The organism is Mesorhizobium kowhaii, from assembly GCF_042431665.1.
In the GTDB taxonomy this organism is placed as follows: Bacteria; Pseudomonadota; Alphaproteobacteria; order Rhizobiales; family Rhizobiaceae; genus Mesorhizobium; species Mesorhizobium kowhaii.
This window is the reverse complement of the sequence record NZ_JBHLYT010000052.1, coordinates 120,103-136,545: the sequence shown is the minus strand read 5'-3', so window position 1 is coordinate 136,545 and position 16,443 is coordinate 120,103. Positions and strand designations below refer to the sequence as shown.

General features: G+C 60.9%; 16 protein-coding genes. 5 read left to right on the top strand and 11 right to left on the bottom strand.

Annotation, left to right across the window (positions count from 1 at the left end; genetic code table 11):
* Window positions 1-6: 6 nt before the first annotated feature.
* A complete protein-coding gene (locus ACFFNA_RS27070; protein WP_378923003.1) occupies window positions 7-651 on the bottom strand; it encodes a hypothetical protein in 645 nt (214 codons plus the stop codon).
* Between the two features lie 219 nt (window positions 652-870).
* Here ACFFNA_RS27070 and ACFFNA_RS27065 point away from each other — a divergent pair, with 219 nt between their 5' ends.
* Both ACFFNA_RS27065 and ACFFNA_RS27060 read left to right on the top strand, forming a co-directional pair.
* Window positions 871-2,550: an electron transfer flavoprotein-ubiquinone oxidoreductase gene (locus ACFFNA_RS27065; RefSeq protein ID WP_378923001.1), complete on the top strand. Its 1,680-nt coding sequence runs from the start codon at window positions 871-873 to the stop codon at window positions 2,548-2,550.
* A 57-nt stretch (window positions 2,551-2,607) separates the two neighbouring features.
* Window positions 2,608-3,207 carry a DUF922 domain-containing protein gene (locus ACFFNA_RS27060; protein WP_378922999.1) on the top strand — a complete coding sequence of 200 codons (600 nt, stop codon included), beginning with the start codon at window positions 2,608-2,610 and terminating at the stop codon, window positions 3,205-3,207.
* Between the two features lie 175 nt (window positions 3,208-3,382).
* On the opposite strand, the gene ACFFNA_RS27055 is transcribed toward ACFFNA_RS27060, so the two are convergent.
* The 6 genes from ACFFNA_RS27055 to ACFFNA_RS27030 form a co-directional block, all read right to left on the bottom strand.
* Window positions 3,383-3,889 carry a GNAT family N-acetyltransferase gene (locus ACFFNA_RS27055; protein ID WP_378922997.1) on the bottom strand — a complete coding sequence of 169 codons (507 nt, stop codon included), beginning with the start codon at window positions 3,887-3,889 and terminating at the stop codon, window positions 3,383-3,385.
* Window positions 3,890-4,066: 177 nt separating this feature from the next.
* Entirely contained in the window at window positions 4,067-5,089 is a 1,023-nt protein-coding gene (locus tag ACFFNA_RS27050; protein WP_378922995.1) for an endonuclease/exonuclease/phosphatase family protein, read from the bottom strand.
* Between the two features lie 282 nt (window positions 5,090-5,371).
* Window positions 5,372-6,835, bottom strand: a complete 1,464-nt coding sequence (locus ACFFNA_RS27045; protein WP_245446392.1) for an AMP nucleosidase — start codon at window positions 6,833-6,835, stop codon at window positions 5,372-5,374.
* A 116-nt stretch (window positions 6,836-6,951) separates the two neighbouring features.
* On the bottom strand, window positions 6,952-7,146 hold the full coding sequence (locus tag ACFFNA_RS27040) for a hypothetical protein (protein WP_111549141.1): 195 nt from the start codon (window positions 7,144-7,146) through the stop codon (window positions 6,952-6,954).
* A gap of 38 nt (window positions 7,147-7,184) precedes the next feature.
* Window positions 7,185-7,343: a hypothetical protein gene (locus ACFFNA_RS27035; protein ID WP_167458833.1), complete on the bottom strand. Its 159-nt coding sequence runs from the start codon at window positions 7,341-7,343 to the stop codon at window positions 7,185-7,187.
* A 224-nt stretch (window positions 7,344-7,567) separates the two neighbouring features.
* The gene (locus ACFFNA_RS27030) at window positions 7,568-7,909 is read right to left on the bottom strand and encodes a DUF2147 domain-containing protein (protein ID WP_378922992.1); all 342 of its coding nucleotides are present in this window, start codon (window positions 7,907-7,909) and stop codon (window positions 7,568-7,570) included.
* 450 nt (window positions 7,910-8,359) lie between these two features.
* On the opposite strand from ACFFNA_RS27030, the gene ACFFNA_RS27025 reads away from it, so the two are divergent.
* Window positions 8,360-8,626: a sel1 repeat family protein gene (locus tag ACFFNA_RS27025; protein ID WP_111549142.1), complete on the top strand. Its 267-nt coding sequence runs from the start codon at window positions 8,360-8,362 to the stop codon at window positions 8,624-8,626.
* A 444-nt stretch (window positions 8,627-9,070) separates the two neighbouring features.
* Window positions 9,071-10,192, top strand: coding sequence for an ABC transporter substrate-binding protein (locus ACFFNA_RS27020; RefSeq protein WP_378922990.1), 1,122 nt, complete (start codon window positions 9,071-9,073; stop codon window positions 10,190-10,192).
* A 76-nt stretch (window positions 10,193-10,268) separates the two neighbouring features.
* Here the strand turns inward: ACFFNA_RS27020 and ACFFNA_RS27015 are convergent, their stop codons facing one another.
* Genes ACFFNA_RS27015 through ACFFNA_RS27000 form a run of 4 tightly spaced genes read right to left on the bottom strand, consistent with a single transcriptional unit; the run spans window position 10,269 to window position 14,859 of the window.
* On the bottom strand, window positions 10,269-11,210 hold the full coding sequence (locus ACFFNA_RS27015) for a Csu type fimbrial protein (RefSeq protein ID WP_111549144.1): 942 nt from the start codon (window positions 11,208-11,210) through the stop codon (window positions 10,269-10,271).
* A 14-nt stretch (window positions 11,211-11,224) separates the two neighbouring features.
* The gene (locus tag ACFFNA_RS27010) at window positions 11,225-13,648 is read right to left on the bottom strand and encodes a fimbria/pilus outer membrane usher protein (RefSeq protein ID WP_378922988.1); all 2,424 of its coding nucleotides are present in this window, start codon (window positions 13,646-13,648) and stop codon (window positions 11,225-11,227) included.
* Window positions 13,620-14,336 (bottom strand): fimbrial biogenesis chaperone, encoded by a 717-nt coding sequence (locus tag ACFFNA_RS27005; protein WP_378922986.1) that lies wholly within the window; start codon window positions 14,334-14,336, stop codon window positions 13,620-13,622. The genes ACFFNA_RS27010 and ACFFNA_RS27005 overlap by 29 nt, the downstream gene beginning before the upstream one ends.
* Window positions 14,337-14,361: 25 nt before the next feature.
* Window positions 14,362-14,859: a Csu type fimbrial protein gene (locus ACFFNA_RS27000; RefSeq protein ID WP_111549147.1), complete on the bottom strand. Its 498-nt coding sequence runs from the start codon at window positions 14,857-14,859 to the stop codon at window positions 14,362-14,364.
* Between the two features lie 474 nt (window positions 14,860-15,333).
* Between ACFFNA_RS27000 and ACFFNA_RS26995 the strand changes: the two genes are divergently transcribed.
* Complete coding sequence (locus tag ACFFNA_RS26995) at window positions 15,334-15,537, top strand: hypothetical protein (protein WP_184871240.1); 204 nt, start codon at window positions 15,334-15,336, stop codon at window positions 15,535-15,537.
* Window positions 15,538-16,443: the final 906 nt, after the last annotated feature.

Sequence of the window (16,443 nt, the reverse complement as noted above, 5' to 3'; positions counted from 1 at the left end):
CGTATTTCAGCCCGTCGGTATGCGCGGATCCTGCACCAGATAGAAGGTCCAGCGCGGCGTGTAATCGGTCATCAGGAATTCGAACCTGGCGGTTTTCATCGGATCGACCTTGCCATTCCTGAACAACAGCCGGTCATAGGGTTCGAAATCGCGATCGAAATCGGCGAAATTGCTCGACCAGATATTGTCCGGTGTCTTGTTGCGCTGGTCGAACGAAAGTCCGTCGCCGAACACGCTCGGCTGGTTCAGGATCTCCTGCAACTCAAACTGGAATTCGATCCAGGCCTGGCCGCTGTTGTTGAGCACATCGATGCGCATATACATGATGCCATTGGCGAATTCGCCAGACGGACCGAATGCCTGGATCGGCTTTGTCGTGCGGATGGTTAGCGTCACCGGCGTTGACGAATTCAGCTCTTCGGTGATGACCAGCGGGTCGTCCTTCGTTCCGATGCCCGAAGCGCCGGTGATGCGGAAGCCGCCAAGCTCGTCGGAGAAGGAGTAAGCGCCCGTCGCCCAGACTTTCACCTCGTCCGCGGCGGCGTAACCCGGTGCCAGCATCAGAAGGGCCAAAAGAAGCGCCCGGCAGACCCGGCCGGGCGTCGATGGAAAGCGCGTCGATGAAAAGCCGGCTGGCCCAGGAATGCGCATAGTGTGAAGTATGGCCGATAAGCGAGCCGTCGAACAATTAAAAACGTGAGCGCCGAGGCCCTGCCAGGCGAAAACAGCCGCCCAGCCCTCGCGATGCGCGACTTTTTGGCCAAAACGGCATTGTCACGTATGCGCCGGTTTCCTGTCGCCAATTGATGCGCTATGCAGCGCAGGAGCCAGCAAGATACCCGAATGGGATAAGCCAGTGCGGAGGGGTAGATGAGCGACATCGAACGCGAAAGCATGGAATTCGACGTGGTTATCGTCGGCGCCGGCCCGGCCGGCCTCGCCGCCGCCATCCGCCTCAAACAGGTCAATCCCGAACTCTCGGTTGTCGTCCTTGAAAAGGGCGGCGAGGTCGGCGCCCACATCCTCTCCGGCGCCGTCGTCGATCCGATCGGCATCGACCGGCTGCTGCCGGGCTGGCGCGACGAGGAAGGCCATCCTTTCAAGACGCCGGTCACCGCGGACCATTTCCTTGTGCTTGGCCCTGCCGGTTCGTTCCGTCTGCCCAATATCCTGATGCCGCCGCTGATGAACAATCACGGCAACTACATCGTCTCGCTGGGCAATGTCTGCCGCTGGCTGGCGACCAAGGCCGAGGCGCTTGGCGTCGAGATCTATCCGGGCTTTGCCGCGGCCGGCTTGCTCTACAATGAGGAAGGCGCCGTCACCGGCGTCGTCACCGGCGACATGGGCGTCGAGAAGGACGGCACGCACGGCCCGGGCTTTGCGCCCGGCATGGCGCTGATGGGCAAATATGTACTGATCGGCGAGGGCGCGCGCGGCTCGCTCGCCAAGCAATTGATCGCCAAATACAAGCTTTCCGATGGCCGCGAGCCCGGCAAATACGGCATCGGCCTCAAGGAACTCTGGCAGGTCAAGCCGGAGAACCACCGGCCGGGCCTGGTCCAGCATTCCTTCGGCTGGCCGCTCGACATGAAGACCGGCGGCGGCTCGTTCCTCTACCATCTCGAGGACAATCAGGTGGCGGTCGGCTTCGTCCTCCACCTCAATTACAAGAACCCCTGGCTGTCGCCGTTCGAGGAATTCCAGCGCTTCAAGACCCATCCGGCAATCAGAGGCACCTTCGAGGGCGCCAAGCGCCTGGGCTACGGCGCCCGTGCCATCACCGAGGGCGGCTGGCAGTCGGTGCCGAAACTGTCCTTCCCCGGCGGCGCGCTGATGGGCTGCGCGGCCGGTTTCGTCAACGTGCCGCGCATCAAGGGCTCGCACAACGCCGTGCTGTCCGGCATGCTGGCGGCCGAACATGTCGCCGAGGCAGTCGGCGCAGGCCGCGCCAATGACGAGCTTTCCTCCTATGAGGCGGCATGGCGGGCGACCGACATCGGCAAGGACCTCAAGAAGGTGCGCAACGTCAAGCCGCTATGGTCGCGCTTCGGCACCATCATTGGTGTCGGCATTGGCGGGCTCGACATGTGGATGAACACGCTGTTCGGCTTCTCACCTTTCGGCACGCTGAAACATGGCAAGGCGGACTATGCAACGCTCGAGCCTGCCGCCCAGCACAACAAGATCGTATATCCGAAGCCTGATGGCGTTTTGACCTTCGACCGGCTGTCTTCGGTGTTCCTGTCCAACACCAACCACGAGGAAAACGAGCCGGTCCACCTGCTTGTCGGTGACATGGAGCTGCAGAAGCGCTCCGAGCACGATGTTTTTGCCGGGCCTTCGACGCGTTACTGTCCGGCCGGGGTCTATGAGTGGGTCGACAAGGACGGCAATGCCGCCGCCGATCCAGCTGCGAAGGACGTGCGCTTCGTCATCAACGCGCAGAACTGCGTCCACTGCAAGACATGCGACATCAAGGATCCGAACCAGAACATCAACTGGGTGCCGCCGCAGGGCGGCGAGGGCCCAGTCTATCAGGGTATGTGAGTGACCGAGCCGGCGGCACCCTGCCGCCGGTCCTCTCGTCGTTGAAAGGAAGCGGATATGCGCTTGCTCACGCTTTCAAGTCTGGCGATCATCGGCGCCTTGTGCGGTTTCGCACCCGCCGCGTCGGCCGGCGTCAAAGTCCTGGTCAAGACGCAGACATACGACATCTCCGGCAAGACTGGAGAGGCTCTGATCGAGTCCATGGACCGCAACGGGCCGAGGCATGGCTTCATGACTCGCGCCATCGCACAGACCAGCTATACAAAGGCTTGGGACTTCGACCTTGTTCAGGTCAAGGGCACTTGCCGCGTCAGCCAGGCCAACGGAACGCTCAACCTGAATTTCACCTACCCCCGTGTCGCGTCCACCCTCCCGCCGGCCCTCGACAGACGCTGGAAGCGGTTTTTTGCCGGCGTCACCGCGCATGAGGAAACGCATGGCCGCATTGCCGAGGAGATGATGAGAGCGACCGAGAAATCGCTTAGGGGCCTGACAGTCCCCGATGACGCGCAATGTTCCAAGATACTGCGCGAGACGCGGCGGCGGATCGACGCTATCTTTGACGAATACGAGGCCAGGCAGAACGCCTTCGACGCGCGTGAACATCGCGAAGGCGGTCACGTAGAGTATCTCGTCGATGCGCTGGAGCAGCTATAGGGTCAAAACTCAATCAGCTGGCTGCAGTCAATGGTCGAGACGAGTGAACCATTTGAACCCGTCCGGCGGGACGAGCACAGAGCGCCAGTCTCGGACGTTTGGTTTGCTTCGAGCGAACGACCGCTTTTCACCGCCGAACGGTTGTCGGGGCGTCACAGCACGGCGCGGCTTGACATCAAATGGTGCGTTCCATCAGGACGGAGGGCAACATCGGCCCAGGGCCGATGCGCACTTCGATCCGCCCCACCGACCTGAAGCCCAAGGCCGCATAGAACCCCTCTGCGTTGAGACTCGCCTGGCATTCGAAACGGCGCACACCCGACGACCGTGCATCTTCTTCGCAACGCCGGTAAAGCTGGCGCCCGATCCCGCGGCCCAACCACTCGGGACGAGTGGCGAAATGTCGGATATGCGCGAGTTCGAGCGTCACCTCGGAGCTTCCCGGCCGTTCGCGGGACCAACCGCCGCAGCCGACAGCAAAGCCATTTTGATCTACCGCGAGATAATAGGTGCCAGCAGAAAGCAGCGCAGGGTTTGCGCGGGTGATCAAGGGCAGCGCGGCTTCAAGAATGGTCTGATCGTATACTGTGCGCATCAGGCCCGGGTAGGAAGCGAGAAGCAACTCGCTTACCCCAGACTCGTCCTCTGGCGTGGCGCGTCTGACGGTGAAGGTGGGGGACATGCACAGCGCCCCGTGTGTTGAGCGGGTCGATCTTCGGTGGACCACCCGGCCATGTCAAATAGAACACGCCAAGGGTCCGAACTCGGTCATTCGGCGGGATGGGTTTTTGACCCTGGAGCATGATCCTGAAAAGTGGAATCCGGTTTTTCGGAAAGATCATGTTCAAACGAACAGGCTCTAACCTCTATAACCGTTTCGCGTCTTTCCGGCCGATGTCAGCGACACGGTCGCGGTCTCGTGTTCGTCAGTCGGCTTTTGCTCGTTCAGCCTGAGCGAGAACTCCACCAGCACCGGCAGATGGTCCGAGCCGGTTTCCTCCAGCCGTGTCGCGGAATGAATGGTCACCCCGCCCTTGCTGAAAACCTGGTCGATCGGCAGGCCGGCGAAACGCCGCAGGAAATCCGGCAGCTTGATGTGTATCCAGGTCGGTCCGGCTGATGGCATGACGGTCAGCCCGCCGAGCGCGGCGACGCGGTGCACTGCGGCACTCCATGGCACGGCGTTGCAGTCGCCCGCCATGATGGCCGTCTCGCCGAGCGAGGAGAGCGATTCGGTAAGCTCACCGATCTGCCAGTGCTGCTCGCGTGGCCACGGCCAGCTGAGATGGATCGCGGCGACATCGACGCCAATGCCGCCGAAATCGACGGTCGCTGTCGCCATGGCGCCGCGCCGCTCGCAACGCGGCTCGGTGCCGGCGGCAAAGGGTCGCCGCGAGAGCAGCGCGACGCCGAATATGCCGTTGGGGTAGGGACAGAGGATCCGGTATGGATAGGCTCTGGTAATATAGCCAAGCTCGGTCGTCCACATCGCCGACACCTCGTCGAGGGTGATGACGTCGGGATTGGTCCGGCCGATCAGCGACAGCACCTTCTTCGGGGTTGGATTGTCGTAGCGCAGGTTCATCTGCAGCAGCTTGTAGACCATCTGGCCAGCGGGTCTGGCGACCGCTTGTACCGGCCACAGTTGCGGCAGCGCGCTCATTGTCGTGGCAAAGGCCGCCACGGCAAAAAGCAGCGCCGCGGCTGCTTGCAGGCGAAATGTCGTGGCCAGCAGCGGCAGCGCGCAAAGCGCCATCAGCACGGCGAGATGGACGCGGAAATGCGAGAAGGAATCGAAGGCGGGATGCAAGGCGCCGAAGAACCCGGCGACCAGGGCAACCGAGAACATCATCATCGCGATGAATGCCAGTGAAGCTGCCATGTCTCGACTGCGTCTCATCGGGTCAGGTCTGCACGGGTTGCCAAAGGTGGTGCTGGCACGGTTATCGGCAAAAATGCGGCTCAATCAAGATGACGAAATGCCCAATGCATGTCGCCCAAAAGTGCCCAGCGGTTTTGGGGCAACGACATGCATAAAACAAATGCATGTCGCCCAAAAGTGCGCAGCGGTTCTGGGGCAACGACATGCAAAAGACAAAGACCTAAAGCGGGTCGCGTGTATCCGTTTCAACGCGATACGCTTTAGGCGATGCGTCAATCCGGCCTATTGGAACGCCGTCTCCGAAAAACTTCTCAGCTTGCGCGAATGCAGTCGCTCCATCGGCATTTCCGCAAGCTTCTCCATCGCTCGGATGCCGATGGTCAGGTGCTGCGCCACCTGGCGCTTGTAGAACTCGGTCGCCATGCCGGGCAGCTTCAGCTCGCCATGCAGGGGTTTGTCCGAAACGCACAGCAGCGTGCCGTAGGGCACGCGGAAGCGGAAGCCGTTGGCGGCGATCGTCGCCGATTCCATGTCGAGTGCGATGGCGCGCGACTGTGACAGACGCTGCACCGGCCCGCGCTGGTCGCGCAGTTCCCAGTTGCGGTTGTCGATGGTGGCGACAGTACCCGTGCGCATGATGCGCTTGAGGTCATAGCCGGACAGGCCGGTGACCTCTGCGACAGCTTCCTGCAGCGCCACCTGAATCTCGGCCAGCGGCGGGATCGGCACCCAGACCGGCAGATCGTCGTCCAGAACGTGATCCTCGCGCACATAGGCATGCGCCAGCACATAGTCGCCGAGCGCCTGGGTGTTGCGCAGCCCGGCGCAGTGGCCAAGCATGACCCAGGCATGCGGCCTCAGCACCGCGATATGGTCGGTGATCGTCTTGGCGTTGGAAGGCCCGACGCCGATATTGACCATGGTGATGCCGCCATGGTTCGGTTTCTTCAGATGATAGGCCGGCATCTGTGGCAGGCGTGGCGGTGCGACCCCTTCGCTGGGCGCGCTTTGTCCAACCTTGGTGATGACATTGCCTGGCTCGACGAACTCGGCATAACCGCCGCCGCCATTGGCCATCAGGTCACGCGCACGGGCGACGAACTCGTCGATGTAGAACTGGTAGTTGGTGAACAGCACGAAGTTCTGGAACTGCTGCGGCGTGGTCGCCGTGTAGTGCGACAGGCGGTGCAGCGAATAGTCGATGCGCTGCGCCGTGAACGGCGCCAACGGCCGTGGTTCGCCGAAGGCCACTTCGAAAGTGCCGTTGGCAATCTGGTCGTCGGTGCCATCGAGGTCCGGGACGTCGAACAGGTCGCGGATCGGCCGCTTGATGCGCTCGGCGGCCGCGCCGTCGACATGGGTACCTTCGAGAAAGGCGAAATGCAGCGGTATGGGGGTGGTCGATTCCGACACGGTGACCGCGACACCATGATTGCGCATGATCAGGCGCAGCTGCGCGACCAAATAGCTCTCGAACAGGCCCGGCTGGGTGATCGTGGTCGAAAAATGCCCCGGCGTTGGCATATGGCCATAGGCCTGGCGCGAGTCGATCTGGGTGAACGAGTTGGTGGTGACGCCGATCTCCGGGTAGAAGGCGCGGTAGCGCTTGCTGTTATCGCCGCCCGCTGCCGCCAGTGCCGCAAAGGAGTCGCGCAGGAACTTGGTGTTGCGGTTGTACAGCGTCTGCAGCGCCGCCACGGCCTTTTCGGCGCTGTTAAAGCTTTGCCGGCCAAAAGGCTCGGGCATGACGACAGATTCGATGGCTTGTGGGTAGATTCGCTTTTCCATGGCTCAATATAGAGACTTGGATCGGCACTTGGGAGGGGTGTCACGACCGAAGGCGGCCAAAGCGTCGTTTTTCTTTAACCGCGCTGCAGGCTGACCAGGAGCACAAAGCCGACGCCGGACTTCCTCAAAGCTGGCGCTTCGATCGTCGAGCCGGCATCGGCGCGCATCATCGGCACGGCCAGAACCGGAGCGGCCAGAACCATCAGGATAAGCGCCGCCCGCGGCAGAAGCCGGAGGGTCTTGAGAGCGTTGGCGGCGATGCGGTTCATGGTGTTCTGCTTTTCTTTTCGAGGTCTGGTTTCTTTGTTCAGTTGCGAAGATGGGTGGGGCAGGCGAGGCGGCAGGTCCGGGAACTGGCTTCGTCCCAGGCGCGGGCCGGGCGCCCCGTTTCGGCGACGAGGATGGCGAAGAACATTCCAAACAGGCTCATCAGCAGGCAGACGATGGTGAAGCGGCGAGCAAGCATTGGGTCGTGTCTCCTTCAACACGCTGGAGAATGCCCGAGCGCGACTGAACCGGCTCTGATGCCGGCGTTCATCTGCGGTTCAAATTGATTGACGAGTTTTGACGGCGCCGGTGTCAGCTTCGACAGGTTCCAGCAGGAGGCGGCGAGGCGAGGGCACGTGCCCTCAACAAAACGAAAACGGGGCCCGTCGAGGCCCCGCCATCAAGTCACAAGGATGCGGTCGATCAGAGCTTGTGCCAGGTTTGGCTCTTGCAGATCAGTCCGCCGAGCACGCAGCCGCTCATTTTGAGCGAGGCGCCCGACAACGTCGCCTTGCCCGAATAGGTCTTGTCGTTTGCCGGATCGGTGATGTTGCCGGCATATTTGTTGTCGCCGGCGGCCTTGAGCGAACCGATGGTCTTGCCGGCATATTTGCCGGACTTGAGCGTGATGGAAAACGTGCCGCCGCCAGCGATGGCTGCGGTATCGCCGGCCTGCGTCTTCCAGTCGCCCTCGATCGGATCGGCCCACGCCGCACCCGCCATGATCAATGTGGCCGCCAGGGCCAGGCTCACTTTTCGAAACATGGTCTTCTCCCTTTGGATATCCGGCCGGATGCTCCGCCTCGCCGGTCTGCCGCTTACGCAAACGTAAGCTAATCCAGCTCCTGGCAAAACAAAAGCGGTGCCGCAGCGGAAGACTTTGGGATTTTGAAAGGCGCCAATGCGGGCCGTGCGGGCAAGGAAAGAAAGCATCGGCGGATCGTGTTTGTTTCCCGTGGTTAGCGGAGTGTTGATTCCCGCCGCGAAAATTTTCGTCGAATTTGAGGAAAACCGGCGCGATTGCTGGCTTTGTATCCTTAACGAATTTCGGCGTTTACCTCTTGTTTTAGCTTTGTTTTCCTCAAATTAAGCACGCCACTTAACGACGGATTCAAGCCTCCACGGCATTCTCGAAAGCATCGGAAGAGCAGCCCGCAAGGACGAAAGAAGGCAGCTCTCGGGAGCCTGACAGGGGCCAGAAACAGGGGATTTGAAATGGCACGTTTTGAAATGCTTGAAGCAGGCTTCGGCGCCATGGGGGCAACTGCCCAGGCCGACATCCTTTTCGAACTGGGCATGATGTATGCGACCGGCCGCGATTGCGAGACCGATGTCATTGCCGCCCACAAATGGTTCAACATCGCCGCGATCAAGGGGTCGGCCCGCGCTGCGGAACTGCGCTCGGAACTGTCGGCAGCGATGTCCAAGGTCGAGATCGCCAAGGCGCTTCGCGAAGCCCGCGAATGGATGACCATGCACTGAGATCTGCCAACCGCGGATAGACCTATCGAAGACAGGGAAGCTCGGGATCAAGACCGCACAGACGGCCAGACCCGGTGAAATAGAAGGCCGCGCAAGACGGTCGACGACCTAGAGCATGATCCCGAAAAATGGAATCCGGTTTTCGGAATCAGGCTCAAACAAAGAGATAAAAAGAACGCGACAGGCCAGCTAGGCTCAGTCGCGCGATGCGGGGAAGGCGAGTTGGATTTCGGGGCGCGGGGGCGCTTGGGGACCGCTTGACGAGCAAAAAGCCACGACCAGCCGGAACAAGGCTGGCGTGGCTTTTTGCGTGGAAGAGGTCTTGCAGGCCCAATCGAGTGCCGCCGATGCGCCTAGACAGGCCCAGTGAAGGATGAAATTGTCCCGCCTCTCTGGAAGAAGCGCGGCCGGACGACCGCGCGTGAGTGGAGGAGTTCTATCACCATGAAAAAAATGAGTATTTTGAGCGCGGCCGTTTTTGGCCTGATGATGAGTGCGCCGGTCGCATTCGCCGACGACATCACCTTTGCGGTGGTCGGTCCGATGACCGGACAGCTCGCCACCATCGGCGATCAGTTCAAGCAGGGCGCACAGGCCGCTGCTGACGCGATCAACGCGGCGGGTGGTGTCGACGGTCGCCAGATCAAGTTGAGTATCCAGGACGACCAGTGCGATCCCAAGCAGGCCGTGTCGGTCGCCAACCGGATCGTCGCCGATGGCGTCAAGTTCATCGATGGCCACGCCTGCTCGGGTTCGAGCATTCCGGCCTCTGCCGTCTATGCCGAAGCCGGCGCCCTGATGATGAGCCCGGCCTCGTCCAACCCGGTGCTGACCGACGCGGCCGCCAAGGCCGGTTGGCCGACGATCATGCGCCTTTATACGCGTGACGATGCGCAGGGCGCCTTCATCGGCCCATGGATCGCCAAGAAGTTTGCCGGCAAGAATGTCGTCGTCCTGCACGACAAGAGCGCCTACGGACAGGGCGTGGCCGACGCCGTCAGGGCGACCATGAATGCCGGCGGCCTCAAGGAAGTGTATTATGACGGCATCAATGCCGGCGAGAAGGACTATTCGGCTCTCGTCACCAAGCTAAAGGACTTGAAGGCCGACGTCGTCTATTTCGGCGGTTACCATCCTGAAGCCGGTCTGATCCTGCGCCAGTCGGCGGAACAGAACCTCAAGTTCCAGCTGATCATGCCGGACTCCATCGCTTCGCCGGAGTTCTGGCAGGTTGCCGGCCCGGCCGGCGAGGGCACCATGTTCGTCTTCCCGTCGGATCCGCAGGCAAAGCCTGAAGCCAAGGCCGCGGTCGAGAAGATCAAGGCGGGCGGCTTTGTACCGGAAGGCTTCACGCTGTTCTCCTACGCGGTGGTCCAGGCCTTCGCCGAAGGCGTCAAGCGCGCCGGCAGCGATGACCCGGGCAAGGTCGCCGAAGCGTTGAAGAACGGCACGCCGATCAGCACCGTTGTCGGCGACGTCACCTTCGACGAAAAGGGCGACCTCAAGAATGCCAGCTATGACATCAACCAGTGGCATGACGGCAAGTACGCGCCGATCGCGCAGTAATCGCTGACGTCGCCTGGAGGCAAGGCATTGCAGCGCCGCGCGTTCTTCTGGATGCGCGGCGCTTTGATGCAACGACCTAATACGTCACGGTAACGACAACAGTATCGGTATAGACGCCGGCCGAGGGTGTCGTCTGCGGGGGAACACGGCCGTAGACGGTGAGATCATGCGCCGCACCGTCGCCGCTTCCCGCCACGGTACTTCCTGGCGTCGACGCATCGCCCCATGGCTGGCTGCGTGCGACATCCTTGTAGAGGCCGTAGGTTACGGTTTCCGCGCCCTTGGACATCTTGCGCGAGGTCGGGGGCGAACCGCTCGTTCCGCCGTTAAGCGACACTGTGTAAGGCGTGCCCGGAGTGCATCTGACGGAAACTTCACCGGTCGCATCGACATTGGCGCCCAGAATGCCGTTTGATCCGAAATCGATGTTCTGGATTGCCAGCAGACAATTGGCCGGAACGGTCGCATTGATCGTGAATGTGGGTCTGTCGACGGAGCCGGCGCTGGTGCTGCAATCGTTGAGCAGGCTGTATCGATAGCGGAACTCGACGTGGCTCCCGGAGAATGTGGAGAGATAGGTCGCCGGCACCGCGGTCATCGCCTGTCCGCCCAACACGGCGCCATAGATCGTCTGGCTGCTGGAACCGCTGCCGAACGCGTTCAGCGTCAGGGCAAAGGCCGGCGCCATAGGCGGATACGGCCACGCATAGGAGCCCCACACCGCCGAGCGCGCGGAATCCGAATAAAGCTGGTAGTCGAGATGATTGGCGCCGCTCAGCATTTGACGGGCCGAAGCCGTGGCGCCGCCGGTGCCCGTACCCAGATTTGGGCAGACGAGGATGCGCTGCAACGTCAATCCAGTGCAGTTTACGCTGAGTGCGGCTGTTGAATTGCTTGACGAACCGGAAAGCGTATCGACCAGCCCGAAATTCATCGCCGATACGCCAAAGCTGCAGCTTTGGGCCCAGGCAACGGTCGGCAAGAGCAGGGCGGCCGACAGCATAGCGAAACGGAGCATGGTTCGTCCTCGCCTCAAAAACAGGTGACCTGCTTGATGATTACCTGTTGGCCGGGCACTGCCCGATAGGCGAATTCAGCTCGACACGAGCTGCCATCCGGCAATTCAATGGCCACGGCATTTTGTCGATGAAGGGTGCGGATATAGGCCTCGCCGTCGTACCCGATCACAAATTCCTCGTCGGCGCCCTCGACGCGGCCCTTGGCGCCGACGGCGATCGGCGTGCCTTTGCGGTCGACCAGGGAGACAAGCGCCGCATCGGCGGCCTTTGAAACGCCGAAATCAAGGACGACGCCACTTCGATCGGCCGGCACGACGATTTTGCGCGTCTCCGGCACGTCGGCATCGACCGTCAAGTTCCTTGGATCGATGGAAATGGTGTTGTCTTCGTAGGAGTTCAGATCGGGAACCAGGATCTTTCCCTGCCGGTTGCTGACGCCGACCGGCCTGTTCTGGTGCTGGACTTCCACGCCAGCAACGCCGACGTCGACAACAGCAAACGCGTCGTCGATACGGTTGGTGGCAAAAATGCCGCCGCCGGCGACGGCGATTGCCCCATCGACCTCTGCGGTTCCACGAACGCTCTTGTCGAATTGCTGGATGCCGGTCTCCACTCGTGCCCATGGTGAACGGTAGCTGACGGCAGCCGACCGATTGGGCGTGCCGCCCTCGGACGTCCTCGCGCGCCAGCCGATGCTGCCGTTCTCCAGCCGTTCGGATTTGGCGATGTCGGCGAACACCGACACGCCATCAGGGCCGTCTGCGACCCCGGTCGAGGCGGTGACATCATCGCCGAGCGGCATGGAGATGCCTGCAAACACGCCAAAACTGTTTTTGTCGTCAAGGTCGGTGAAGGCAGTGGCATAGAAGCTGCTGTCCTTGAACACTGTCTGGCTGTACGAAACGCCGACGATCTGGCTGCTCTCTCCCTCGGCGCTCTTTATGTGCGCGTAGGAAAGGTTGAGGTTTGAAAAATCAAGTGGCATCGGCACGCTCAGCGTCACCTGGTCGAGCGCGCGAGGAACGCCGGCGCTGAAGATCGGGAATTCGTCCGGGCCCGGGACAGCGTCGATGTCGGCGGTGACCGATGCAATGTCCTCGTAGCCGCCGAACGCGCGTTGTATGCGGCCATAGAGGGACCATCCATCGTGGCTCAGCTCAAGCGAGGCGTTGACGAGCGCACCCGTCTGGCCTTCGTGATGGCTGCCTGCCGCCGCGATGGAGGCTGCGCCGAAATAGCCGAGCGGAAACGCCATGCCGGCGCCGCCATTCACAAGATCCTCGCCACCCTCGACGTGGCCTTCCAGTGTCAGCCAGTTGGTCAGCCCGTAGCGCGTGCTTGCCGAGCCATAAATGGCCCCGTCATAATCATAGGATTCGACACCGAAATTGCGCCGTGGAGAGCCGACCTCGGCGGTGAAATCGAGCAGGCCCCGCTTCAGAAGCATGTTGGAATTGTAGAATGGCAACGTCACGGTGGTTTCACGGCCGAGGCTGTCGCGCAGGACAATTTGGGCTTGGCCAGCTCCGGTGAATATTGGCAGGTTTGTCACCTGAAACGGCCCGGCCGGGACGTCGCTGCTATAGGTCCGCGCATTCTGTGTGTAGACCTCGAGCGTCGAGGGGACAGCAGCGGTTCCTGAAAAGCTTGGAAGCGGCAAGGTGACCAGATCGGAACGCAGGGAAAAATTGCGCTGGATCTGAAAGCCGCCGAGATACACAGGCCTGGTCCACGCCAGTCCACCCGAGACAAAGTCACCCGCTTTGTAGGTTAGCAACCGCTCGGGATCGGAATAACTCCAGGTCGTGTTCAGCCGAGTGAAGCCGTCGAGTTCGCCGTCGGACAGGCTGGCGATAAAGCCTTGGCTCAACGTTCCGTAGGGGCTGAAAAGCCGCGCATCGAAACCGCCTGAGACGCCGCGAAAGAGCTGCGAGGTGCGATCCTTCAGATCGTTGGTGCTGGCGAACAGGGAGTAGTTCAGCACACCGCCAAAACCGGATTGCGGCTCGATCCTGTCCCGCTTGCCCTGCAGGGCAATGTCGATGACGTGGGCGGAGCGTGCCGCATTGGTGGCCGTCACATAGAGACGTTGGGTCGCTTCATCGATACGATAGGAGACGTCCGGGAGCCGATCGACCCGCACCAGGTGATCGCCACCCATCGCACTTTCGACAGGCTCCAGCCCAACCTGCTGCAATTCGTCCGGCGTGGAGGCCAGGCCGCCATCCGATAGCTGCTTGAAAGCGCCGATCAGCCCCGTCGAGACGTCGTTGACGAAGACTTCCAGATACAGATCGCGGCCGTCGGCCGGGGCCGCTGCGGAATCCGTCACCGAGGCGGACGGCAACATATCTTGGGCTTTGACCTGCATGGTGGGAAATGCGGCCACGACAGCGGTGATCGCGACCCTACTGGCCTTTGATCGCAACGTTGGCATCGAACGGTCCAAAATCGCTCTGGGCCGACAACGAAACTGCCCCGCCCGAAAGCGCCTTCCCCGCGACCGGCCATTGCATGGTCGCACCGCCGAGCACGTAGCCGACAAGACCGTTGCGGCTGCCGAGTTTTCGTCCGCTTTGAGTCAGCATCAAATCGGACAATCTCAAGCGACTTTCGCCGGTGTTTCTTGCTGTCAGGACCAGCCTGCGACCCTTGCCCGAGAGGCTCCAGGAAACATTTGGAGCAGCCGCATCGGGATTGCGAAAGAACACCGGAACTGAATAGCGCAGTACCAGACTGACGGTTCCGGCCTTCTTTCTCGACGGATCAGGAAGTTCGTCGATGATGACACGATAACTTTCCTCGCCCGCAACGGCCGATTTCGATACCCGCACAACCCGCACCGTATAGTTGGCGCCGGGGCCAAGCTTCGCAGCCGGGGGACTGGCAACAACATCACTGGTCGGCTCAAGCCGTTCGATGCCGCCCTCTTGCGTCCAGCGAAACACTCTCATCTGTACGTTGATGGGCTGCTTCGCCTCATTGCGCAGGGTCAAGACCGCCGCGCTGTCCGGCGCTATCATCTCGATGTTGGTCGGCGCCACCCGAAGCGACGCTGCTTGCGCCGAACCGGCCGCGAGCAGTAAAAGCGCGATCGCGCCAATGCTTCTGAGCATGGAACGCATGGCGTCCTCCTTGTTTGAGAGCACCTTAATAGGTGACGGTGATCGCAACCGTGTCTGTGTAGACACCCGCGCCAGGCGTTGTTTGCGGCGGCACGCGCCCATAGACCGTCAGCGGTTGCGCGGCGCCATTGCCGGTGCCAGCCACCGTGTCGGTGCCTATGGTGGTGCCCCATAGCTGGGCTCGCGCCACGTCACGATAAAGCGAGTAGTTGACGACCGCGGCCGCTGGGCCAGTCATCTTGCGGACGGCGATCGTCGCCCCGGCGCCGGCGCCGGCGCTCAGGCCCACATTGTAGGGCGTACTGCTGGTGCATTGCACTGAAATGGTGCTCGTCTGGTCGACATTGGCGTCAATGACACCGTTCGTGCCGAAATCCATATCGGTCGCGGTCTGAACCTTGCACTCCGCCTGGATGGTTATCCGGACTGTCATGTTGCCGGTAGCGGTCGCTGCCTGTGCGGGACTGAACCACAGCAACGGAAATGCGGCGGTCAAAGCGAGCGCTTTGATTGAAGTCTTCATGGGTTTTCCCCCGAAAGGCCGCGTAAGGAAATCCGCCCGATCCCGTCAACGCTAACCCATTGTTTGCAGATATCAAACCCTGGAGAAAGAATAGGCTATAAATAAACTTAAAGCAAATTTCAGGCAGATTGACGGGAAAAGGGTCTTTAAGTAAAAGTGTATATATATGTTTTTCTGTTCCGGCGGATCGCATAATCATCAAGGTAGAAATGATAATCTCGATATTATGAGCTGGGATTGCGCTTTATATTTTATTGGCGGCCAGACGCCGCCAGAAGCCACCTCGTCGCGGCGATGCTCATTTTGGCCGGGCGCCTCCTGGCGCCGGCCTTCTTCCTCCTACTGAAATCGTCAAGCACGCCCTTGCGAGGGCGAAGCTTGCGCGCCGGCCATGCTTTCGCCACCCGGCCGAAGTCTAATTGACATCGTCCGACCCATCCGCGGCTCCCGAGCGGGCGGAAGAAGGAATTTCCCATGGCTTCGACCGCAGCGTTGATCTGGTATCTAGTAATCGCCGGTCCGCAAGGCGGAATGGTCGTGCTGCCCAGCACCTTCGACAAGCGCGAACAATGCACCGCCGCCATCACCGAATATCAGAAGCAGCCGACACCGGCCGGCTGGTCACTGCAGTGCGTCCCGAGCGCCTCACCCTTTGCCGACAATGGGTCGGCGGAGTAAGGAGCATCGCAGCGGTGGCCTACACAGTGATTTGGTATGGGAAACAGGGCGTCGTTGAAAAGACGCCATTCGATGCCGAGAAGGCTGCGAGGGACCACGTCTTTGCGACCTTTCCTGCTCGGAAGCGGGATGACGGTATCGTAGCGGTCGAAATACGCAAAGACGACGACACGGTTGTATTCAGTCGAGCCGGAGGCAGCTAAGTCGTAAGGCATTTTGCGTTTGGAGGGATGGCGGCGATCACTGAATGTGTCGGGTCCGCTGCCGGGGAGACAGCGGACTCAAACCAGGGCCTGGAGGGGGCAAGGCCCTTTATGATCCCTATGCGGGGATCATGGTGATAACACCGGGCGAGTACAAACGTTCCGTCGGCTGAAAGATATATCGGCGAGGAGGCGAAGCCGGCATCATCGAAAACAACGAGATGTAGGCGCGATTGCGGAGTGTATCGTTTTACACAATCCTGAATTGCTGGACTCGCGCGATGCGCCGGCAGTTTAATTTCTGCGTCAGGCCAAAAGGGGGAAAAGGCCGCGAACTGGGAGGATGTAGTCCATGAATTATGATTTTGGGATCGCCATTCGATCTGACGATCAGCCTTACGACGTTACCTCTTTCGCCAAAAAGCATGGCCTGACGATACCGGCTGCGGACGCGGTTCTTTTCGCCAAAGGCCCGTCTCGGACGGCGTGCGATGCCGCCGCATTGGCGTTCCTCTGCGCAGTCGCCGCATACGCCAAGAAACAATCGGTGCGCTAGCCTTCGTCACGAAAATCCTGCAGCGAAGCATGGCGGAGGTCTTCCTCGCCACGCCATGATCTCACCAAGCGGCTCTGTTGGCTGGAGATGGACGCATGACAACCAAACCGCAAAAAATGGTCATCGGCGACACCGATAACCATTCTA